This window comes from Nitrobacter sp., from assembly GCF_047149785.1.
Lineage (GTDB): Bacteria > Pseudomonadota > Alphaproteobacteria > Rhizobiales > Xanthobacteraceae > Nitrobacter.
The window spans coordinates 1,264,932-1,286,792 of sequence record NZ_BAAGBE010000001.1; the positions used below are offsets into that span (position 1 = coordinate 1,264,932).

The 21,861-nt window shown below is 63.5% G+C and carries 20 protein-coding genes; 14 read left to right on the forward strand and 6 right to left on the reverse strand.

Features of this window, described 5'->3' with window-relative positions; all coding sequences use genetic code 11:
• Window positions 1–7 precede the first annotated feature (7 nt).
• Genes trpC through ACMDCM_RS05845 form a run of 3 tightly spaced genes read right to left on the reverse strand, consistent with a single transcriptional unit; the run spans window position 8 to window position 3,797 of the window.
• On the reverse strand, window positions 8–826 hold the full coding sequence (gene trpC, locus ACMDCM_RS05835; RefSeq protein WP_412772682.1) for an indole-3-glycerol phosphate synthase TrpC: 819 nt from the start codon (window positions 824–826) through the stop codon (window positions 8–10).
• A gap of 10 nt (window positions 827–836) precedes the next feature.
• A complete protein-coding gene (gene trpD / locus ACMDCM_RS05840) occupies window positions 837–1,850 on the reverse strand; it encodes an anthranilate phosphoribosyltransferase (protein ID WP_412772683.1) in 1,014 nt (337 codons plus the stop codon).
• 39 nt (window positions 1,851–1,889) lie between these two features.
• Complete coding sequence (locus tag ACMDCM_RS05845; RefSeq protein WP_412772684.1) at window positions 1,890–3,797, reverse strand: SurA N-terminal domain-containing protein; 1,908 nt, start codon at window positions 3,795–3,797, stop codon at window positions 1,890–1,892.
• A 250-nt stretch (window positions 3,798–4,047) separates the two neighbouring features.
• On the opposite strand from ACMDCM_RS05845, the gene tpiA reads away from it, so the two are divergent.
• The 7 genes from tpiA to ACMDCM_RS05880 all read left to right on the forward strand — a co-directional run bounded on the left by tpiA (window position 4,048) and on the right by ACMDCM_RS05880 (window position 11,333).
• Window positions 4,048–4,800 (forward strand): triose-phosphate isomerase, encoded by a 753-nt coding sequence (gene tpiA, locus ACMDCM_RS05850; protein ID WP_412772685.1) that lies wholly within the window; start codon window positions 4,048–4,050, stop codon window positions 4,798–4,800.
• A 144-nt stretch (window positions 4,801–4,944) separates the two neighbouring features.
• A complete protein-coding gene (gene secG / locus ACMDCM_RS05855) occupies window positions 4,945–5,334 on the forward strand; it encodes a preprotein translocase subunit SecG (RefSeq protein WP_412772686.1) in 390 nt (129 codons plus the stop codon).
• Between the two features lie 58 nt (window positions 5,335–5,392).
• On the forward strand, window positions 5,393–6,280 hold the full coding sequence (locus ACMDCM_RS05860) for a hypothetical protein (protein WP_412772687.1): 888 nt from the start codon (window positions 5,393–5,395) through the stop codon (window positions 6,278–6,280).
• An 86-nt stretch (window positions 6,281–6,366) separates the two neighbouring features.
• Window positions 6,367–7,998, forward strand: coding sequence for a CTP synthase (locus ACMDCM_RS05865; protein ID WP_412772688.1), 1,632 nt, complete (start codon window positions 6,367–6,369; stop codon window positions 7,996–7,998).
• 81 nt (window positions 7,999–8,079) lie between these two features.
• Complete coding sequence (locus ACMDCM_RS05870; RefSeq protein ID WP_412772689.1) at window positions 8,080–8,964, forward strand: outer membrane protein; 885 nt, start codon at window positions 8,080–8,082, stop codon at window positions 8,962–8,964.
• Between the two features lie 297 nt (window positions 8,965–9,261).
• Window positions 9,262–10,125: a 3-deoxy-8-phosphooctulonate synthase gene (gene kdsA / locus ACMDCM_RS05875; RefSeq protein ID WP_412772690.1), complete on the forward strand. Its 864-nt coding sequence runs from the start codon at window positions 9,262–9,264 to the stop codon at window positions 10,123–10,125.
• Window positions 10,122–11,333: an MFS transporter gene (locus ACMDCM_RS05880; protein WP_412772691.1), complete on the forward strand. Its 1,212-nt coding sequence runs from the start codon at window positions 10,122–10,124 to the stop codon at window positions 11,331–11,333. The genes kdsA and ACMDCM_RS05880 overlap by 4 nt, the downstream gene beginning before the upstream one ends.
• 2 nt (window positions 11,334–11,335) lie before the next feature.
• Here the strand turns inward: ACMDCM_RS05880 and ACMDCM_RS05885 are convergent, their stop codons facing one another.
• Both ACMDCM_RS05885 and queF read right to left on the reverse strand, forming a co-directional pair.
• Complete coding sequence (locus ACMDCM_RS05885; RefSeq protein WP_412772692.1) at window positions 11,336–12,586, reverse strand: MFS transporter; 1,251 nt, start codon at window positions 12,584–12,586, stop codon at window positions 11,336–11,338.
• A gap of 94 nt (window positions 12,587–12,680) precedes the next feature.
• Entirely contained in the window at window positions 12,681–13,157 is a 477-nt protein-coding gene (gene queF, locus ACMDCM_RS05890) for a preQ(1) synthase (protein WP_412772693.1), read from the reverse strand.
• A gap of 230 nt (window positions 13,158–13,387) precedes the next feature.
• Here queF and eno point away from each other — a divergent pair, with 230 nt between their 5' ends.
• Window positions 13,388–14,671, forward strand: coding sequence for a phosphopyruvate hydratase (gene eno, locus ACMDCM_RS05895; protein WP_412772694.1), 1,284 nt, complete (start codon window positions 13,388–13,390; stop codon window positions 14,669–14,671).
• 76 nt (window positions 14,672–14,747) lie between these two features.
• Here eno and ACMDCM_RS05900 read toward each other — a convergent pair whose 3' ends face one another.
• Entirely contained in the window at window positions 14,748–15,422 is a 675-nt protein-coding gene (locus tag ACMDCM_RS05900) for a thioesterase domain-containing protein (RefSeq protein WP_412772695.1), read from the reverse strand.
• Between the two features lie 383 nt (window positions 15,423–15,805).
• On the opposite strand from ACMDCM_RS05900, the gene ACMDCM_RS05905 reads away from it, so the two are divergent.
• From ACMDCM_RS05905 to ACMDCM_RS05930, 6 genes are all read left to right on the forward strand, one after another.
• Window positions 15,806–17,056: a hypothetical protein gene (locus ACMDCM_RS05905; protein WP_412772696.1), complete on the forward strand. Its 1,251-nt coding sequence runs from the start codon at window positions 15,806–15,808 to the stop codon at window positions 17,054–17,056.
• A 12-nt stretch (window positions 17,057–17,068) separates the two neighbouring features.
• Window positions 17,069–17,656, forward strand: coding sequence for a protein-S-isoprenylcysteine O-methyltransferase (locus ACMDCM_RS05910; RefSeq protein ID WP_412772697.1), 588 nt, complete (start codon window positions 17,069–17,071; stop codon window positions 17,654–17,656).
• 365 nt (window positions 17,657–18,021) lie between these two features.
• Complete coding sequence (locus tag ACMDCM_RS05915; protein WP_412772698.1) at window positions 18,022–18,579, forward strand: NADPH-dependent FMN reductase; 558 nt, start codon at window positions 18,022–18,024, stop codon at window positions 18,577–18,579.
• A 60-nt stretch (window positions 18,580–18,639) separates the two neighbouring features.
• Complete coding sequence (locus tag ACMDCM_RS05920) at window positions 18,640–18,957, forward strand: FtsB family cell division protein (protein ID WP_412772699.1); 318 nt, start codon at window positions 18,640–18,642, stop codon at window positions 18,955–18,957.
• A gap of 435 nt (window positions 18,958–19,392) precedes the next feature.
• On the forward strand, window positions 19,393–20,415 hold the full coding sequence (gene pdhA, locus ACMDCM_RS05925; protein ID WP_412772700.1) for a pyruvate dehydrogenase (acetyl-transferring) E1 component subunit alpha: 1,023 nt from the start codon (window positions 19,393–19,395) through the stop codon (window positions 20,413–20,415).
• A gap of 26 nt (window positions 20,416–20,441) precedes the next feature.
• A complete protein-coding gene (locus ACMDCM_RS05930; RefSeq protein WP_412772701.1) occupies window positions 20,442–21,857 on the forward strand; it encodes a pyruvate dehydrogenase complex E1 component subunit beta in 1,416 nt (471 codons plus the stop codon).
• Window positions 21,858–21,861: the final 4 nt, after the last annotated feature.

The window sequence follows — 21,861 nt, forward strand, 5'->3', positions numbered from 1 at the left end:
GCGTTCTTTACCCTTCCTTTAAGGGAGTCGCGTGGTCCCGCGCCAGCAGCGTGCGGGTCGCGGCGGTGACGTCGGCTTGCCGCATCAGGCTTTCGCCGACGAGGAAAGCGGAGATGCCGACCCGTTCAAGCCGCGCGAGGTCCGCGGGGGCGAAGATGCCGCTTTCGCCGACCGGCAGGCGGTCTTTCGGAATGTGCGGCGCCAGCGCCTCGCTGGTCGCAAGGGTCGTCTCGAAGGTGCGCAGGTTGCGGTTGTTGACGCCGATCATCGGCGAACGAAGTTTCAGCGCGCGGTCGAGTTCGGCGCGGTCGTGAATTTCGAGCAGCGCGTCCATGCCGAGATCGAGCGCCGCCGCCTCGATGTCTTTTGCCGCGGCATCGTCGAGCGCGGCCATGATGATCAGGATGCAGTCGGCCCCATGCGCGCGCGCCTCGACCACCTGGTAGGTATCGAACATGAAGTCCTTGCGCAGCACCGGCAGCGACGTCGCGGCGCGGGCGGCGGTCATGAAATCGAGCCGGCCCTGAAAGGAGGGCGCGTCGGTCAGCACCGATAGACAGGCCGCGCCGCCCTCCTCATAGGCGCGCGCAAGCGCCGGCGGATCGAAGTCGGCGCGGATCAGGCCTTTCGAGGGTGATGCTTTTTTGATCTCGGCGATCAGGGCATAGTCGCCGCGAGCAAGTTTTGTGCGGATGGCCTGAACGAAGCCGCGCGGCGGCGACGCCGCTTTGGCTATGGCCGTCACTTCGGAAAGCGGACGCGCGCTTTTCGCCGCCGCGATTTCCTCGCGTTTGTAGGCTCCGATCTTCGTCAGGATGTCGGCCACGCTGTGATTCTCAGCCGTTCGAAACCGCAATCAGCCGCTTCAGTTTGTTCATCGCCGCGCCGCTGTCGAGCGATTTCGCGCCGAGCGCGACGCCGTCCTTCAAGTTTGTCGCCTTGCCCGCGACGATCAGGGCCGCGGCCGCATTGAGCAGCGCGACGTCACGGAAAGCTCCCGGCTTGCCTTCGAGCACGCCGCGCAGGGAGGCTGCATTCGCCTCGGCGTCGCCGCCCTTCAGCGCGTCGCCATTGGCGCGCGACAGCCCGGCGTCGTCAGGCGTGACCTCGAACGATCGGATATTTCCGTTCTCGAGCGCGGCCACGAATGTCGGGCCGGTGAGGGTGATTTCGTCGAGGCCGTCGGAGCCGTGCACCACCCACACCGCGTCCGAACCGAGGTTCTTGAGCACCTGCGCCAGCGGCTGCACCCATTGCCGCGAGAACACGCCGACCATCTGCCGCTTGACGCCCGCAGGGTTGGACAGCGGACCCAGCAGGTTGAAGATCGTGCGGGTCGCGAGTTCGGTGCGCGTCGGGTTGACGTTTTTGGTGGCAGGGTGGTGCGCCGGGGCAAACATGAAGCCGATGCCGGCCTCGCTGATGCAGCGGCCGACCTGTTCGGGCGTGAGATCGATTTTGATGCCGAGCGCAGACAGGCAGTCCGCAGCGCCGGATTTCGAGGACAGCGCGCGGTTGCCATGCTTCGCGACGGTGACGCCCGCGCCGGCGACGATGAACGAGGCGCAGGTCGAGACGTTCACCGAGCCCGAGCCGTCGCCGCCGGTGCCGACGACATCGACCGCATCCGCCGGCGCCGCGACGCGCAGCATCTTGGAGCGCATCGCCGCGACCGCGCCGGTGATCTCGTCGACGGTTTCGCCGCGCACACGCAGCGCCATCAGGAGCCCGCCCATCTGCGAGGGCGTCGCTTCGCCGGACATCATGCTGTTGAACGCGGAGGAAGCCTCTTCGCGGGTCAGGGTTGCGCCGGTCGCGACCTTTCCGATCAGGGCCTTGAGATCGTCCATCGGATACTTTCGGAAAGTGGAGGGACGCCGTCGATCCCGTCAGTTGTTGCTGGTGGCGCCGGTGACCTGCGCCACCGCCGCCTGATTGACCGTCGTGCCGATCTCGTTTTCGAGTCTGGCGATGTACTGGCCGATGTCCTCATCCGACAGACTGCGCTGGAGGCCGTCCTTCAGTTTCTTCATCTCATCGGAAGCGAGATCGAGCGGCGGGTCCTTCACGTCGGTGACGCGGAAAACCACCCATTCATCATTGCCCGCGCCCGGCGCCTGCCCGGCTTTGCCCTTGGCCGTGCGGAACGCGGCGGCGACCACCGCGGCGGCCAGGCCGTCCGTGGCGTCGCGCTTGAAGGCCTTCGCGCTCTCGAGCTTGAGACCGAGACCGGCCGCCTCGTCGGCGAGCTTGCCGCCCTGGTCGAGCTTGCGGACCATGTCGGCCGCCTTGGCTATCAACCGGCTGCTGATCTGATCATCGCGCCATCGCGCCTCGACCTTGTCCTTGACCTCGTCGAGCGAGCGGTCGCGCGAGGGCGTGACGCCGAGCACGTCGAACCAGACGAAGCCGTTGTTGCCGATTTGCAGCGCCTCGTTGTCGACGCCGACGTCGCTGGCGAATGCCTGTCCGATCAGGTCGATTCCCGGCGGAATGCCCGTGACGGGTTTGCCGTCCGGCGCGCGTCCCGATCGGTCGACGGCATCGATGGTGACCGCGGTCAGGCCGAGCTTCTTGGCGGCCTCGACAACGCTCGCGCCGCCGCCGCGCTCGTCCTCCATCTTGTTATGGAGGTCGTTGACCGAGGCGCGCGCGCGGTCGACCGCGATGTCGTGCTTCAGTTTCGCGGCGAGGCTGTCGTAGGTCGGCTGATTCCCCGGTTCGATCTTGCCGACCTTGATGAGCGCGACGCCGAATTTGCCCTGGATCGGCTGGCTGACCTCGCCGGGTTTCAGCGAGAACGCGGCTTCCGCAGCGGTGGGATCGATGATCTCCGACTTGGAGATTGTGCCAAGCTCGGTATCGGAGGCGGCGAGGCCGCGCTCCTTGGCGATGTCGTCAAAGGAGGCGCCGCCTGCGATCTTGGTCCGCGCGGCCTGCGCCTCGGCGAGGCTGGGGAACAGGATCTGCCAGAGCTGTCGCTTTTCGGGCGTGGACAGCCTGTCCTTGCGATTCTCATAGAGCTTTCTGGCGTCGTCGTCGGACACCGTTGTCCGTTTCGCGATCTCCTCGGGCGTCATCACGACGAATGCAATCTTGCGGAATTCGGGCGCGCGGAACTGCACCTTGTGGGCGTCGAAATAGCTCGTCAGTTGTTCTTGCGTCGGCGGATCGATGGCTCCGGCCTGGGCCGCGCCGAGCTTGATATAGTCGATCGTGCGCTGCTCGTTCTGGAAACGGTTCAGCATGTCCAGGAGCGTCTTCGAGGGCTCGACGCCCGCCGCCACCGTGCCGGCGATTTCGCGGCGCAGCGTCGTATGCCGCTGTTCAGCGACGTAGCGCTGTTCGGTGTACCCCATCTGACGGATCAGGCCGGCGAAGCGCGCCGGATCGAATACATTGTTGGCGCCCTTGAAGTTGGGATCGCTCATGATCTGGCGCCTGATCTCTTCATCGGATGCGTTGAGGCCCTTGCGCCGGGCGTCCTCGTCAAGGGCCGTCTCCGCGATCACCTGCTGCAACACCTGACGGTCGAGGCCGAGCGCCTTGATCTGGTCGGGGGGCAGCGAACGCCCGAGCTGGCGCCCGATCTGCTGCAACCGGTCGGTGTAGATCTGGCGGAACTGCTCGGTCGAAATCTCGGTGCCGCCGACCGTTGCCAGGGTCGATTGGCCGAAGCCGTGAAAGATGTCCGCGATGCCCCAGATGCCGAAAGCCACGATCAAAAGACCCATCACGATGGTCATGAGGGTCTTGCCGAGCCAGTTTGATGAGGCGTTGCGTATTCCTCGAAGCATGAGTCCGTACTTTTGCAGGAGGGAGGCGGCTCGCGCTTGAGCGGAAGCCGCGCAGGGTCACCGAGTTGATAACGCATCATAAAGTCACGAGCGCGCCGTCGCAACCTCGGCGGGACGCGTTGACCAACAGTCGCGGCCGGCGTCGTAGACTGGCCCCAGCCGATCACGTCTGCTAGCAAGGCCCGCGAGCCTCGGCATTGGGCTGCCGGTGCCGAAGTGACGAACTGTCGAAATCACCCATGAGAGATCCATGACCGGGTTGCGACCGCTGATTGCGGGAAACTGGAAGATGAACGGCCTCAAGGCTTCGGCAAGCGAACTCGGCCAGATGATCGTGGGCTCGAACGGCCCTGCGCAAAAGGCCGATCTGCTGATCTGTCCACCGGCGACGCTGGTGTTGGCCTTTGCGGGGGCAGTCCAGGGCTCGCCGTTGCGGATCGGCGCGCAGGATTGCCACCCCCAGCCTTCCGGAGCCCATACGGGCGATATTTCCGCCGAGATGGTGGCCGATGCGGGTGCCACAGCCATTATCGTCGGCCATTCCGAGCGACGCGCCGATCATGGCGAGACCGACGCCCTGGTCCGGCAAAAGGCGGAAGCCGCGTGGCGAGCGGGGTTGATCGCCATCGTCTGCGTCGGCGAGACCCAGGACCAGCGGGACGCCGGAGAAACGCTTGAGGTCGTCGGGCGGCAGCTTGCGGGCTCGCTGCCGGACGGTGCGACGGCCGCAAATCTCGTCGTTGCCTACGAGCCGGTCTGGGCTATTGGCACCGGACGCACCCCGACGTCGCAGGATGTGCAGGAGGTTCACGGATTTATCCGCGATCAGCTCACGCAACGCTTTAGCGGGGAGGGACGCAAGGTCCGCATTCTCTACGGCGGGTCGGTAAAGCCGTCGAACGCCGCGGAGTTGCTGGCGGTTCCGAACGTGAACGGGGCGCTGATCGGCGGCGCCAGCCTCAAGGCCACGGATTTCCTTGGGATCGCCCAAGCTGTTGCCTGACGGGTCCAAACCGCGGGAGTGAGCCGGCCTTCCGGGGGTGGCAACGTCGCGCCCGATCTAGTAGATACCTGACCCAGTAGATATAAGCCCCGCAAGCTTGTGTTTTCCGGCCGGCCGGAGCGCGCTTGTGATGGAAGGCCAGAGATGCAGACCGTTATTGTCGTCCTCCACCTGATGATCGTTTCAGCGCTGACTGTTGTCGTTCTGCTGCAGAAGTCCGAGGGCGGCGGCCTTGGCATGGGCGGCGGCGCCGGCTTCATGTCGAGCCGGGGCACTGCGAACCTGCTGACCCGCACCACGGCCATCCTCGCGGCCGGCTTCTTCCTGACCAGCATGTTCCTGTCATGGCTTGCGGGCTACGAACATGCGCCAAGTTCAATTCTGGACAGGGCGCCGGCGTCACAGTCGCAGCCGGCGGGAGGCGCGACGCCGGTTGCTCCGCCGACCAGTGGCGGCCTCCTGGATTCGCTGAAACAATCCGAGCAGCCGGCCGCGCCGGCGCCCGCGGGTCCGCAGGCGCCGCGGTCGAACTAAGGTGTCGCCTGCCCGACCAGACGCAGGCGTCCCGCATAGCCGCCGACTGACACATGTCGTGATCGCCCACCGAGGCGATCATCCGTATTTCAAGGCGAGCGTTGCGGCCGCCCGCCGTTATGCGCAGGTCCACGTTCTGACCTATGCCGAGCCCGACGCCGACCGCGACTTCGCCGATCTGGCGGCGTCCTATGTACATCTCTCCGGAGGTTCCGTTCGATACGAGCTGTCATGGTGCCTGCGCCGCTATTTTTTGATGCGCGATCTGTTCCGGCGCGAAAAGATTTCGGAGGGCTGGCTTCTCGACAGCGACCTGCTGCTGGTGGATGCGCTGCCGGATCGCAGCCGATTTCCGGAAGGGACGATCTGTGCGCTATCGGCGCCGCCGGTTGACGACCCGCTCGACCGCCATTTCTCGCCGCATTGTTCCTTCTGGACGCTTGAGGCGCTCGAAAGCTTCTGCAATTTCATGATCAACGCTTATGCACGCCGTTCCGAACAGCTTCGCGCTCTCGACCGCGAGCGCCGCAGCCGCGGCATTACCAGTGCGATGAGCGATATGATCCTGCTGGGTCAATGGGGGCTGGACGATCCCCGGGTCTTCAACACCTTTGATTTCACCGACGGCGGAATGATCGACCACAATCTGCGCGGCCATGAGCAACCCGTTGGAGTCAAATTGAAAAGTCGTTTCGGAAATAAGGTACTGATCCGGCGCAACGGTCACTGGTGGACTGAAACTGACGAAGGGCGCCTGATCCCATTGCGCTGTGTGCATTTCCAGGGCGCGGCCAAGATATTGATTAAGGATTTTGCCCGAGGGCGACATGTTTCTTTTGCTGTGAAAGCGTGGGCCAGATGGTCCATCAACAGCTTGCGCCTGTTTCTGCGGCACATGAAAAACCGCCCGTTGCCTGTTGAGCGACCTACTTTATCTTCCAGTTAACTTCTTCCCAATCCAACGGACTACGCGCGCGGAACCGAATTTTCACGCTCGCAGAATCGATTTTGGAGCCTTAAAGATTGAGCCCCATGGCGCGGTACATTTTCATCACCGGCGGCGTGGTCTCCTCGCTCGGGAAGGGGCTGGCATCGGCGGCGCTTGGCGCGCTGCTGCAGGCGCGCGGCTACAAGGTCCGCCTTCGCAAGCTCGACCCCTACCTCAACCTCGATCCCGGCACGATGTCGCCCTACCAGCACGGCGAGGTGTTCGTCACCGACGACGGCGCCGAGACCGATCTCGATCTCGGTCATTACGAGCGCTTCACCGGCCGTCCCGCGACCAGACAGGACAACATCACCACCGGCCGCATCTATCAGGACATCCTGACCAGGGAGCGCCGCGGCGACTATCTCGGCGCGACGATCCAGGTGATCCCCCACGTCACCAACGCCATCAAGGAGTTTATCCTCGACGGCAATGACGGCTACGACTTCGTGCTGTGCGAGATCGGTGGCACCGTGGGCGATATCGAGGGGCTGCCGTTCTTCGAGGCGATTCGCCAGCTCAAGAACGACCTGCCGCGCGGCGACGTCGTTTACATCCACCTTACGCTGCTTCCGTTCATCCCGAGCGCCGGCGAGTTGAAGACCAAGCCGACGCAGCATTCGGTGAAGGAACTGCGTTCGATCGGCATCCAGCCCGATATCCTGCTGTGCCGCACCGACCGGGAAATCCCCAAGGAGGAGCGCCGCAAGCTCGGGCTGTTCTGCAACGTCCGCGAGAGCGCCGTGATCGAGGCGCGCGACGCCGACAACATCTATGCCGTGCCGGAAGTCTATCACGCAGCGGGTCTCGACGACGAGGTTCTGGCGGCGTTCGGGATCGAGCCGCGAACGCCGCCGGCGCTGCAAGGCTGGCACGAGATCAACGAACGTATCCGTAATCCAGAAGGCGCGGTGACGATCGCGATCGTCGGCAAGTATACCGGCATGAAGGACGCCTACAAGTCGCTGATCGAGGCACTGTCCCATGGCGGCATCGCCAACAAGGTGAAGGTCAATCTCGACTGGATCGAGAGCGAGGTGTTCGAAAACGAGGATGCCGCGCCGTTCCTCGAACATGTCGACGGCATTCTGGTGCCGGGCGGGTTCGGCCAGCGCGGCGCCGAGGGCAAGATCAAGGCGGCGCGGTTCGCCCGCGAGCGGCACGTGCCTTATTTCGGCATCTGCTTCGGAATGCAGATGGCCGTGATCGAGGCGGCGCGCAATCTGGTCGGGATTGCCGACGCCAATTCCACCGAATTCGGCCCGACCAGCGAACCACTGGTCGGCTTGATGACGGAATGGCTGCGCGGCAACGAACTGGAGAAGCGCTCCCGGGCCGGCGATCTCGGCGGCACCATGCGGCTCGGCGCTTACCCGGCGACGCTCACGCGCGGCAGCCGTGTGTCCGGAATCTACGGCGGCGCGCTCGAGATTTCAGAGCGGCATCGCCACCGTTATGAGGTCAACACCGCCTACAAGGACCGGCTGGAGCAGCACGGCCTGCGCTTTTCGGGCCTGTCGCCCGACGGTGTCTTGCCGGAGATCGTCGAATACGAGGATCATCCGTGGTTCATCGGGGTGCAGTACCATCCCGAACTGAAGTCACGGCCATTCGAGCCGCATCCGCTGTTCGCCTCGTTCATTCAGGCCGCCGTGGTGCAGAGCCGGCTGGTTTAGCTCGGTACGATACGCTGCCGCGCCCAGCCGGCTAGTTGCAAAAATGTGACCCTTGCCGGATTTCGATTGCACCGGAGTCGAATGCTGATTGCTGTCTGCTGCGGCGGATCGATAATGCGTCCGAGAGTCGCAGGGGATGTGCCAACGTTCGATTTTTGCAGCACTTGCTTTGATTTCTGGGGAACACTCATGAAGAAGATTTTGCTCGCCACTTCGGCGCTGCTCGCGACCGCTAGCGTGGCATCGGCTGCCGATCTCGCGGCCAGGCATTATACCAAGGCGCCCGTCGCACCGATCGCCACGGTCTATGACTGGACTGGCTTCTACATCGGCGGACATGTCGGCGGCGGCTGGGGTGATCAGGGAAGTACCGAATTACCGCCGGGAACCGGGGCTTTTCCGGTCGGAACTGCATTCGCTAAGAATCACCCAAGTGGTTTTCTTGGCGGTGTTCAGGGCGGATATAACTGGCAATTCACCAACATCGTCTTGGGCGTGGAAGGGGAATACTCCTGGGCGGATATGAAGGGAGACGCTCAAACGACGAGCATTCCGTTCCCAGCCATCGTCACTCATACCACTACGAAAGTTGACGATATCGCAACGGTTACGGGCCGCGTCGGTTACGCGTTCAACAACTGGCTCTTCTACGGCAAGGGTGGTTGGGCTTGGGCGCGCACCGGATCCAATTCCGAGGTGACGCGTTCAGGTGTTCCGTTCAACTACACCTCGTCAGGGAGCGACCGGGATGGTTGGGTGGTCGGCGCCGGCATCGAATGGGGCTTCGCGCCTAATTGGTCCGCCAAGATCGAGTATGAACATATCGACCTCGGCAACAAGACCGTGCAAATCAATTCGACCGCAGCGGCGACATCGTTTGTCGATTCGTCCAGCCAGATTGACGTGGTAAAAGCAGGCGTAAACTATCGCTTCAATTGGGGCGGTCCGGTCGGCGCGAGATACTAATCGCCGAAGATCGATTTATTTCTCCAGGATGCTTCTGGGCCAGTCGCAAGACTGGCCTTTTTTCATGCAACGGAGCTGCGTGTCCAAGGCGCGCGGAAGCGGTCCCTGTTGTTCGAGCGGCCAAGTCTGCAGAGCGGGAGTCTCGATCGATCCGATATCATCGAGAACTGCTTTGGCGGTAGATGCGTGAGCACGGCCGGATACTGCTTCCGGCGCAATCCTCAACTGGAAGCCGTGCAAGCGGGGTTGATCCCGTCGCTGCCGGCCTGCATGGTCGGCCAGCAAAGGAAATCCGTCTTGAATCAGTCTCTCTCCGCCGCGCCCGTCGTCGCCGTCGGCTCCGTCGCTTTCGGTCAGGACCGGCCGCTGTCGGTCATCGCCGGCCCGTGCCAGATGGAAAGCCGGGCCCACGCGCTTGAAGTCGCCGGCGCGCTGAAGGAGATCGCCGCGCGGCTGAACATCGGCCTTGTCTTCAAGTCCTCGTTCGACAAGGCCAACCGCACCAGCGCCTCGGGCGCGCGCGGAATCGGACTGAAGCAGGCGCTGCCGGTCTTCGCGGAGATCCGTGCCTCGCTCGGCTTGCCGGTGCTGACCGACGTGCACGAGGCCGCGCAATGCGCCGAGGTCGCGCAGGCGGTCGACGTGTTGCAGATCCCAGCGTTCCTGTGCCGGCAGACCGACCTTTTGCTGGCGGCGGCGGCGACCGGCAAGGTTATCAACGTCAAGAAAGGGCAATTCCTGGCGCCCTGGGACATGGCGAACGTGGTCGCCAAGATCACCGGCGGCGGCAACCGCAATGTGCTCGTGACCGAGCGCGGCGTCTCCTTCGGCTACAATACGCTGGTCTCGGACATGCGCGCGCTGCCGATCCTGGCGCGCACCACCGGCGCGCCCGTCATCTTCGACGCCACCCATTCGGTGCAGCAGCCGGGCGGGAAGGGGGCATCCTCCGGCGGCGAGCGCGAATTCGTCCCGGTATTGGCGCGCGCGGCCGTGGCGGTCGGCGTCGCCGGCGTGTTCATCGAGACCCATCCCGATCCCGATCATGCCCCGTCTGACGGTCCCAACATGGTGCCGCTTCGCGAGTTCGAGGCGCTGGTGCGGCGGTTGATGGCGTTCGACGCGCTGGCGAAGGCGGCCGATCCGGCCCCTGCGAAATGACATCGGCCACTCCGGCCGCGGCCGGACCGCACAAGTTGCCGCCGCTCCTGAATATTGTCGCGCTCGCCACCTTCGCGGCAAGCCTGTCGACGCGCGCGCTGGACCCGGTGCTGCCGCATGTCGCCGACGACATGTCGGTGACGGTCGCAACGGCCGCCGGCCTGACGGCGGTCACCGCCTTCTCGTTTGCGCTCGTGCAGCCGCTGATCGGCGCGGCCGCCGACGTGTTCGGCAAGGCGCGGCTGATGCTGGCGTGCCTGGTGCTGCTCGGCATCGCGAACGTCGCCGGCGCGCTGTGCACATCCTACAGCGCGCTGTTCGTGACGCGCATCTTCGCCGGCGTCGCATCGGGCGGCGTTTTTCCGGTCGCGCTCGGCATGGCGAGCGACCTCGTGCCGGTCTCCAAGCGGCAGGTGGCGATCGGCAGGACGATCGCGGGCACGGTGAGCGGCAATCTGCTCGGCGCTTCCTTTTCCGGCGTGATCGGCGATCTCGTCGGCTGGCGCGGTGTGCTTGTCGTGCTCGGCGTGCTGGTTCTGGCTGCCTCGATCGCCGTCGGCGCTGGATTCCGCCGCGGCAATGCGATCGTGGCCTCGCGGCAGATGAAGTTCACGGACCTGCGCCATGGCTACCGGCAGATCTTCACCAATCCCAACGCCAGGGTCTGCTACTCCGCGGTTTTCATCGAAGGCTGCTGCGTGTTTGGACTGTTTCCTTACGTCGCGGCGTTTCTGTTTGAACTCGGCGAAACGCGGCTTTCGGTTGCTGGCATCGTCATCGCGGGATTTGCGGTCGGCGGCCTGTTCTACACGATGACGGTGTCGCGCTTGCTGTCGGTGTTCGGCATCCGCGGCATGATGATATCGGGCGCAGTGCTGGCGGCGGCGCAGATCGTCGCCGTTGGTCTCGGTCCGGACTGGCCCATCCAGGTGCTCAGCTTCGTCCTGATGGGCTGGGGCTTCTACATGCTGCACGGCTGCCTGCAGGTGTTCGCCAGCGAACTGTCCGAGCAGGCGCGGGCGACCGCGTTGTCGCTGCATTCGTTCTTTTTCTACATGGGACAGACAGCCGGTCCGATCGCCTATGGTGCGAGCCTCGCCTGGGCGGGGAAATTTCCGACCCTCGCCGCGAACGCGATCGTCATCGCGATTCTCGGCTTGGTCTGCGCGCGACTGCTCGTCGGGAAGGCCGGATCGTCCACGGGGTAGCGTCAGGACGAAAATTGCGGAGCGCCGGATGGTCGCGCCGGCAGGCGTGCGCAGGCCGGCCTGAGAACGCCGCCGAATCCGAGCCACAGCGCAAGCGAGCCCAGCGCAAAGCCACCCAGGATCAGGAACGCCAGCGGGTAGCCGACGCTTTGCGCGATCCAGCCGCCGATCGCGGGACTCAGCGCGGCGCCGATGCCCTGCACGGTCATGACCGCGCCCTGGCCGACATTGATGCGACCGGTGCCGTTGAGGATGCGTGCGACGAGGCCGGGCACCGCCACGCTCTGCAACCCGGCGCCGACACCGTCGAGCAACTGAACGGGGACGACGCCCCAACTCGTGATCAGGCCGGCGGCGATCGCCCCGCGGACTGGCAGCGACGCGAACGAAATCAGCATCACCAGCCAATAGCCTTCCTTTTCCGCGAGCCGCATCGCGAACAGCGAGGTGAGGATCATCGTGCCCTGGGCGATGACGATGGTGGCGGCGACGAAGCCGGCCGGGTCGGCGCCGCGTTCGGAGACCACCGCCAGGCCGTAGAGCGGCAGCATCGCGGCGTTCCCGAGATGAAAGAAAGCGAGCGCCGCCGCCAGGATCAGCAGCGGCTTGCAGCGGACCAGCACGTCGAAGCCGCTGACCTCGCCGGCATGATCGCCGCTGTCGTGCACGCCGCGGGCGGCGGCATCGTCGATAGCGTCCCTCGGGATCATCAGGACGCATGCAATCGAGATCAGGCCGAACACCGCGGCGAGAATAAACACCGCGACGAACCCGAACTGCCAGCCGACGAAACCCGAAAGGGCCGCCCCGACCATGTTGCCGGCATGATTGAAAGCCTGGTTGCGGCCATTCTGCCGGTTGAAGCCGGTTTGCCGCACCATCCCGAGCGTGATGCCGGTAACCGCCGGAACAATCGCAGCCCCCGCCACCGCGGTTGCGATTTGTGAAAACGTCACCACCCAGAAATCCTGGGACAGCAAGATGATCGCGGAGGCGAGCACCGTGCAGATGCCGGGAAAGATGACGTAGGCGCGTTTGTTGCGGGTGGCATCCACCAGCGCGCCGACCGGCGTCGTCATCAGTGTCCCCGCGACGCCGCCGACGGTCAGGATGGTGCCGATCCAGCCGCTCTGCCAGCCATGAGCCAGCAGGAAAACGCCGACGAACGGCCCGATCCCGGCCTGCATGTCGGCCATGAAGAAATTCAGCGCTTCAAGCGGACGGATGCCGCGCGACGGCTGGTCATGTGTCAAGCGGCTTTACCCAAGGATCTCAATCATTCCGCTGGGGACGCAAACGCGGTCGATGCAAGCCGGTTCCCACTCGTCGGCGCATAAGAGCTGACGGTCAGCCCCTGCCGCGATACGGCGCCACGTCCTGGTCGGGAATCCAGAGGCCCTTTGGTGCCTTGCCGGTCTGCCAGAACACGTCGATCGGAATGCCGCCGCGCGGATACCAGTAGCCGCCGATGCGCAGCCATTTCGGGCCGACCGCGGCCGCGATGCGCTTGCCGATCGCCACGGTGCAATCCTCGTGAAAAGCACCATGGTTGCGGAAGCTCGCCAGATAAAGTTTGAGCGATTTCGACTCCAGCAGCCACGATCCCGGCACATAGTCGATCACCAGATGCGCGAAGTCCGGCTGGCCGGTGACCGGACACAGCGCGGTAAACTCCGGCGCCGTGAAGCGTGCGACGTAATCAGTGTCCTTTTGCGGATTGGCCACACGGTCCAGTTTCGCGGCTTGCGGCGAATCCGGCCACGTCACGGCGCGGCCGAGTTGCAGGTCGGGCGATTTTGGCGAGGAGGGAGGCTTTCGTGGCATGATTATCTCCATCGGAGCGTGATCAGTAAAAACGGAAGCCGGCTTTGCGTCCGATCGCGCTCTGACCTTGTTTGAACGGCGCATGATCTTTTCGCCAAACCGCTCGCACTTTGGCGGATCATGTCGCTTCTGACAGCCAATCGTAACAAATACGTCACGATTCACGGCCTTTCCCGCGCCTAAGCATTGCTGTAGAAGCACCGCAAAATCCAGTGATTCAAGAGGTTCTTATGACTGCCATCGTCGACATCATCGGCCGTGAAATTCTCGACAGCCGCGGCAATCCGACCGTCGAGGTCGACGTGGCGCTCGAAGACGGCGCGATGGGCCGCGCGGCGGTGCCTTCCGGCGCCTCCACCGGAGCGCACGAGGCGGTCGAACTGCGCGACGGCGACGAAACCCGCTATTTCGGCAAGGGCGTGCGAAAGGCGGTCGACGCGGTGAACGGCGAGATTTTCGACGCCATCGGGGGCATGGACGCCGAGCAGCAGGCCCAGATCGACGAGATCCTGATCGGACTCGACGGGACCGCGAACAAGAGCCGGCTCGGCGCCAACGCGATTCTCGGCGTATCGCTGGCGCTCGCCAGGGCGGCGGCGGACTCGCTCGACATGCCGCTGTATCGCTACGTCGGAGGCGTCGCGGCGCGGACGCTTCCGGTGCCGATGATGAATATCGTCAACGGCGGCGTGCATGCCGACAATCCGATCGACTTTCAGGAATTCATGATCATGCCGGTCGGCGCCAAAACCTTCTCGGAAGGTCTGCGCTGCGGTTCGGAAATTTTTCATACGCTGAAATCCGAACTGAAGAAGGCCGGCCACAACACCAATGTCGGAGACGAGGGTGGTTTCGCGCCGAATCTGCCGTCGGCCGGCGCAGCGCTCGATTTCGTCATGGGCGCGATCGTCAAGGCCGGTTACAAGCCCGGCGAGGATGTCGCGCTGGCGCTCGACCCGGCCGCGACCGAATTCTTCAAGGACGGCAAGTATGTCTATTCAGGCGAGGGCAAGACCCGTTCGATCGATGAGCAGGCCAGGTATCTGGCGAAGCTCGCATCGGACTATCCGATCGTCTCGATCGAGGACGGCATGGCCGAGGACGATTTCGAGGGCTGGAAACTGCTCACCGACCTGATCGGCAAGACATGCCAGCTCGTCGGCGACGACCTGTTCGTCACCAACGTGGCGCGGCTCGAGCAGGGCATCAAGAGCGGCCTCGCAAACTCGATCCTGATCAAGGTCAACCAGATCGGCACGTTGACCGAGACCCTTGCCGCCGTCGAGACGGCCTACAAGGCCGGCTATACCGCCGTGATGTCGCACCGATCCGGCGAGACCGAGGATTCCACGATCGCCGACCTCGCAGTCGCCACCAATTGCGGGCAGATCAAGACCGGATCGCTGTCGCGCTCGGATCGCGCCGCCAAATACAACCAGTTGCTGCGCATCGAGCAGCAGCTTGGCGCCCAGGCGAAGTATGGTGGGCGCGCGGCGCTGAAGGCGCTGGCGTAACGCCGGCATCAGGCGAACGAACGAGCCGGCGCGCGTAGCGTACCGGCTTGTTTCCCGATAGCGGGCGTGCGCTCGCTTACTGCACCGCGGGCGCGGCCGAGACCTGATGATCGCGCCTGGCAGGCCTGACGCGATGAGTGCCCCTGCCGACGGCTTGCAGCACCGCAGCGATCGCCTTGCGGTGGAGGGCGTCGGCCTTGTCGATGACGAAATGATTGTAGGCGCCGCTTTCGTTCAGGTTGGACAGGCTGCCATGGAACCTTTTGCCGGCCACGACGGGGCGTCCCCACGCGGTCGGCACGTAGAAATTGATAATTCGGCGGACATTCGGTGGAACGGGCCCCGGCGCTGTCGGATCGAAGTTCACGATCAGAGCCACGGGAATCCCGTTATCATTCAGCTTGCGTGCCAGGGAGATCGTCGTATCCGCCCCGTAGGAATGGCCCATCAGAATGATGGGCTCATGGTTGCCGGCACGGTATTGAGCCGTGATGCTGTCGGCCAGCGACGACCAGGATGTGTAAGATACGGCTTCAGCCCTCACGCCGACCTTCTCGAGCTTCGCGGCCAGTTCATCCATGCCGAGCGAGAAAATGTTGAAGAGGCCACGCATCAGATAGACGTGACCGGGGCGGCGCGGCGCCGTTATCTGCGCATTGGCGGAACTCGTCAGCATTCCGCCGATCACAAACAAGGCAAAACTTACCATTGCGGCATGCAGGCCGCGGCGTGCAGGCAGAAAGATCGGCATCGGTGAGTTCCAATCCAATGGCCAGTACCGCCGATTCGAAAGTCCTGCACCTGTTGCGGCACGTTCGTCGTCAGGAATTTCAAATCGAAAGCGGCACTGGAATCATGAAGTTGCCAGTCCCCTTTGCTTTCTGAAGTTCGTTAAAGGCGGGTGCCGGCTTGCGAATTTCGGAAAGCACTGGAAGTCTGCACTATATATTTCGCCTTCATGTTCTCCCGTCAATTATGTTGCCATAAATCCTGTGTGTTGTGATTGAAACGTCACATATGGACTTGCCCAGACCCAAGTATTGGGGGTCGAATCTGGGGTATCCTGTTCGCGGTCGGAGAGCTTAACCCCACGTTCGCCACCGAACATGCAGGTAACGCGACGGAAGTGATGGAATGATCGCGCGGCGACACGTCTTTCATATCGGCGGGTACGACCCGATTTCGCCGGAGGAGCAGCTTCATCGGTTCGCCCGGTCGCTGGCGGTGTATCGACGGATCTGGGGCGTGAGGGCCGCCATCGTGAGCGGGGTCGAGGCGAAGCCGGTCAGTGCGTCCTGGGAGATCGAGGCTTCAGGTCCCAACTGGAACACCCGCACGTCCTATGAAATGCTGCGGTGGGACGACCTGATCCTGGAAGATCATGAGCGGGGCATGTGGTCGCGCCTGGGACAGGCGTTTGTCACGCTGGCCGACTTCGTTGCCACCGGCACGCTGTTTCGTTTCATGTATGCAAGCTGGAAGTATGCCGGCTTCTTTCTGTTCCCGTATCTGTATCTTGCAGGCTTTGCCGCGTGCGGCGCGGGGATCGGATACGGATTGGTCCGCATCGCGGGCGTGACGGGATTCGCGGCAGCCGTGCTGACTGCGGCGGTAACGGTGGGCGTAATGGCCGGTTTGTTGCGCTTGCTAGGTTGGCGCTGGCCGATCAACCATGTCTTCGACGACTGGATTTTCTCGCGCGAATTCGTCTACGGCGAGCGGCCGCGCATGGATGCCCGGATCGACCGGTTTGCCGAGCGCATCCTCGATCGGGTCCGTAACGCCGATGTCGATGAGATCGTCATAGTCGGGCACTGCCTCGGCGCCGCGCTGGTCATGGATGCGGTCGCGCGGGCTCTTGAGCGCGACCCCGAACTGGCCCGGCGCGGTCCTTCCCTGTGCATCCTGACCGTCGGCGCCACCATTCCGAAGTTCTCGCTGCATCCGCGGGGTGAGCGCATTCGTCAGGCCACGCAAATTGTGGCCGAAGAGCGTCGAATCCATTGGACCGAATACCACGCCCGCGACGACGCCATAAGCTTCTATCGCTTCGATCCGGTGACATTGAAGCGCTTCAGCCGCGAACGCTCCGACGGACGACCGAACATCCGGCGCGTGCAGTTGCACGACATGATGGACAAAGCCAGCTTCCGGCGTCACCGGTTCGACTTCATGCTCTTGCATTACAAGTTCTTGATGGGAAACAGCGTGCGCGCCAGTTACGACCACTGTCTTATCCTTTGCGGTCCGTTGCCGTTCGACGAGATCACCGCGCCGCGCGGCGGTGTCGACCGTTTCGGCGAGGATGGCGCGCTTCTGAAAGGCGCGCAGTTCTCGACGGCCGCGGTGGCCAGACCGGCGGATGCCGCGGTCGGCGCGGCTTAGGCGCGGCGGCTCATGTCATCGATCGTGCTGGGGCAGACGATCTGGCTGGTCGGCATCGTCGCATGGTTCATCATCCGCTATCCCTATGCCCGGCGGGCGCGACGCACCGCGACCTTGCGGCGCGACGGCGCCTGGCGCGAGCGCGCGCTTCTGGCTGCTGCGTTTCTCGGCCTGTTTGCGATCCCGGCCCTCAATCTTGCGACGGGATGGCCGCGCGCATTCGCCTACGATCCGGGGTACGGACTCGTGGTGCCGGGCGCCGCATTGTTCGCGTTTTCGCTCTGGCTGTTCCGCCGTTCGCACAAGGATCTCGGCCGCCAATGGTCGGCGGCGCTGGAGGTGCGCGAGGGGCATCGGGTGGTCCGCGTCGGCGTGTACCGATCGATCCGCCATCCGATGTATGCCTCGTTCTGGCTGTGGGCGGCCGCGCAAGCCTGTCTGCTGTCGAATCTCGTTGCCGCGCTGAGCGGGCTCGTCGCCGTGGCGCTGTTGTTCTTCGCGCGCGTGAATGTCGAGGAGCGGATGATGATCGAGACGTTCGGCGAGGACTATCGCCGCTACATGCGGGAAACCAGGCGGATTATTCCCGGCGTGTATTGATGGGCGACAGTCTGTGTTTGGCAGGACGCTCCCGCAATCAGCGCGGCGAGCGGGACGCGCAAAAGGTTTTTATTATGACGGACGATTAAGATAAATGGATGCGCTTGCACTTGGACGGAAACATCTCGATTATCCGTCATTGCCGGCTTGACTTGGCAATCCGCCAATCTTCGAAAGAAGATGGATGCGCAGGGCCATAGGCGAGCGGAAGCGACGCCGTTCTTCGGCTATAGGCGAGCGGAAGCGACGCCGTTCTTAGAACTATGTCCGCGCATGACACCGGAGCACGGATTGATTCCGTGTCATCGAGAACCGTCAGGTTGCAGCAGAGCCGGCCGCAAGGGCCAAAACCACAGGATTTATCCATGGCATCCCAGCATAGCGTCGCCGTCATCGTTGGCAGCCTTCGCCAAGAGTCATTCTCTCTGAAACTGGCCAAGTCGTTGGTGAAGCTTGCGCCATCCTCGCTCCAGCTCGACGTCATCACGCTCGACGGATTGTCGTTCTACAACCAGGATCTTGAAGCCACGCCTCCGGCCGACTGGGTGAGTTTTCGCGACCGCGTCAGGAAGGCGGATGCTGTCCTGTTCGTGACGCCCGAATACAATCGATCGGTTCCGGGCGTCCTGAAAAACGCCATCGACGTCGGATCGCGCCCCTACGGGCAGAGCGTCTTCAACGGCAAGCCCGGCGGCGTCATCAGCAATTCTCCGGGCGCCATCGGCGGGTTCGGCGCCAATCATCATCTGCGCCAATCGCTGGTTTTTCTCAACGTTCCGGTTCTGCAGCAGCCCGAAGCCTACGTCGGCGGTATCGGCGACGCGTTCGACGAAAACGGCGAACTGGTCAAGGCGTCCTTGCGCGAGTTTCTCGAAACCTACGTCAACGCCTTCGCCGCCTGGGTCGCGCAGCAGAAGAAATAGGAGCCGGCGCGTCGTCCGGTCGTTAGCGAAGCCTTAACCGGGTCGCCGCATCGTCACGCCATGGTTTCGCGCTCCCGACTCAAATCGGTGCTCACCGGGCTTGCCCTCTACGCGATGGCGGCGATGGTCGTCGGCTATTTCGGCGTCAACGCCTATACCGGCAAGTACGGGTTGAATGCCCGGCAAGAACTCGACCAGGAGATCGTCGCGCTGACCTCAGAACTGGCGCGGCTGAAGGCGGAGCGTGCCGAGAGCGAGAAGCGGGTCGCGCTCCTGCGTTCGAGCGGGATCGACCCCGACATGCTCGACGAGCGCGTCCGCTATCAGCTCGACTATGCCAATCCTCGCGATCTGATCTACGTCATTCCTCCGAAATAAATCCGGGCTGCCTACAGCGGCTTAGGTTTTGGTGGAAACACCCCGTTCCGTCATGGCCGGGCATAGCCGTTCGAAGGAACGGCGTCGCTTCGCTCGCCCATAGCCGTTCAAAGAACGGCGTCGCTTCGCTCGCCTATGGTCCCGGCCATCCACGTCTTTCTTCGCTGAAATTCCGGAGACGTGGGTGCCCGGCATTATAGCCGGGCATGACGGGTTGCTGATTTCGTCTAAAGCAAACCTGCTCTAAGTCCCTTGCGAGTGATTTCGTCCAATCGCGAAAACCTGTCGTCAAATTTCAAAAATATCCTTCTTTCCGTCACGGAATTTCGTCGGCGCTGCAATGCGAAAAACCTGCGCGCATCAATTTGATCGCGAGCTTTCAAGGTTGTCTGAGTTGAGCTAGAGAAGGTGATCCTTCTCGCATCCGGATTTGATATGGCCGCATCCAAAAAGAGCGTCGCACAGGCGGCAGATAACGGTTCGAAAACCCCGTCGCCCCCGGCGTTCACGCGCGAGCAGGACCTTCACGCGCTGCGTGACATGCTGCTGATCCGCCGTTTCGAGGAAAAGGCGGGCCAGCTCTACGGAATGGGTGCGATCGGCGGCTTCTGCCATCTCTACATCGGCCAGGAAGCGATCGTGGTCGGGATGCAGATGACGCTCGGAAAGGGCGATCAGGTCATCACCGGGTACCGCGATCATGGCCACATGCTGGCCTGCGGCATGGATGCCAAGGGCGTGATGGCCGAACTGACCGGGCGTCGCGGCGGCTATTCCAAGGGCAAGGGCGGCTCCATGCACATGTTCAGCAAGGAGAAGCACTTCTACGGCGGTCACGGCATCGTTGGCGCGCAGGTGTCGCTCGGAACCGGCCTTGCCTTCGCCAACCGCTACCGCGGCAATGACCGCGTCAGCCTCGCTTATTTCGGGGACGGCGCGGCCAATCAGGGCCAGGTCTATGAGAGCTTCAACATGGCCGAGCTGTGGAAGCTTCCGGTGGTCTACATCATCGAGAACAATCGCTACGCCATGGGCACCTCGGTGACGCGCTCGTCGGCGCAAACGGATTTCTCCAAGCGCGGCGTATCCTTCAACATTCCCGGCGAGCAGGTCGACGGCATGGACGTCCGCGCCGTGAAGGCGGCGGGCGACCGGGCGGTGAAGTGGTGTCGCGAGGGCAACGGCCCCTATATCCTGGAAATGCAGACCTACCGCTATCGCGGCCACTCGATGTCCGATCCGGCGAAGTACCGCACGCGCGAGGAAGTCGACAAGGTGCGGCACGATCAGGACCCGATCGAACAGGTCCGCAACCGGCTGCTGGCGGACAAGGTCGCCGAGGACGAGCTGAAGAAGATCGACGCCAAGGTGCGCGAGATCGTCAATATGGCTGCGGACTTTGCGCAGAACGATCCGGAGCCTGACGCATCCGAACTTTACACCGACATTTACCGCTAAGCGCGCAAGCTTTTTTCGGAGCGATCATGCCAATCCAAGTTCTGATGCCCGCGCTTTCGCCGACGATGGAAAAGGGCAACCTCGCCAAGTGGCTGAAGAAAGAGGGCGAGGCGGTGAGGTCCGGCGACGTTATTGCCGAGATCGAGACCGACAAGGCCACCATGGAGGTCGAGGCGACCGACGAGGGCACGCTCGGCAAGATCCTGATTCCGGAAGGCACCAACGATGTCGCGGTGAACACGCCGATCGCGACCATTCTTGCGGATGGGGAAAGCGCCGCCGATCTCGGCAAGGCGGAGGCGCCCAAGGCCGCCAGGATGCCCGCTCAAGATGTGTCCAGCGAGGTCGCGGAATCCCGCGCGCCGGTCGGCGAGGGCAAGCCGATGATCTCGGATCCCAAGCGGCCCGCCGGACCGGCGATGGAGATTCCCGAGGATCCCGACATTCCCGCCGGCACCGAGATGGTGACCATGACCATCCGCGAGGCGTTGCGCGACGCCATGGCGGAGGAAATGCGCCGCGACGGCGACGTCTTCCTGATGGGCGAGGAAGTGGCCGAATATCAGGGCGCCTACAAGGTCTCGCAGGGCCTTTTGGAGGAGTTCGGCGCGCGGCGCGTGATCGATACTCCGATTACCGAGCATGGCTTTGCCGGCGTCGGCGTCGGCGCGGCGTTCGCCGGCCTGAAGCCGATCGTCGAGTTCATGACCTTCAACTTCGCGATGCAGGCGATCGACCAGATCATCAACTCCGCCGCCAAGACGCTTTACATGTCCGGCGGGCAGATGGGCTGTTCGATTGTATTCCGGGGACCGAACGGCGCGGCCGCGCGCGTCGCCGCCCAGCACAGCCAGGACTATTCGGCGTGGTATTCGCAAATCCCGGGCCTGAAGGTGATCGCGCCGTATTCCGCCGCGGATTACAAGGGACTTCTAAAGGCCGCGATCCGCGACCCCAATCCGGTGATCTTCCTCGAGAACGAAATTCTTTACGGGCACACCGGTCCGGTGCCCAAGCTCGACGACTATGTGCTGCCGATCGGCAAGGCGCGGATCGCGCGCGCCGGCCAACACGTCACGCTGGTCTCGTGGTCGAACGGCATGACCTATGCGCTGAAGGCGGCCGATGAACTCGCGAAGGAGGGCATCGAGGCCGAGGTCATCGACCTGCGCACGCTGCGCCCGATGGATACCGACACCATCGTGGCATCGGTGCGGAAGACCGGTCGCGCGGTGACCGTGGAGGAGGGCTGGCAGCAGTCCGGCGTGGGCGCCGAGATCGTCGCGCGCATCATGGAGCATGCGTTCGATTATCTCGATGCGCCGGTCATGCGCGTCTCCGGCAAGGACGTGCCGATGCCGTATGCGGCCAATCTCGAAAAGCTGGCGCTGCCGTCGATCGCCGAAGTCGTCGAGGCGGCGAAGGCCGTCTGCTATCGCTGAGCGG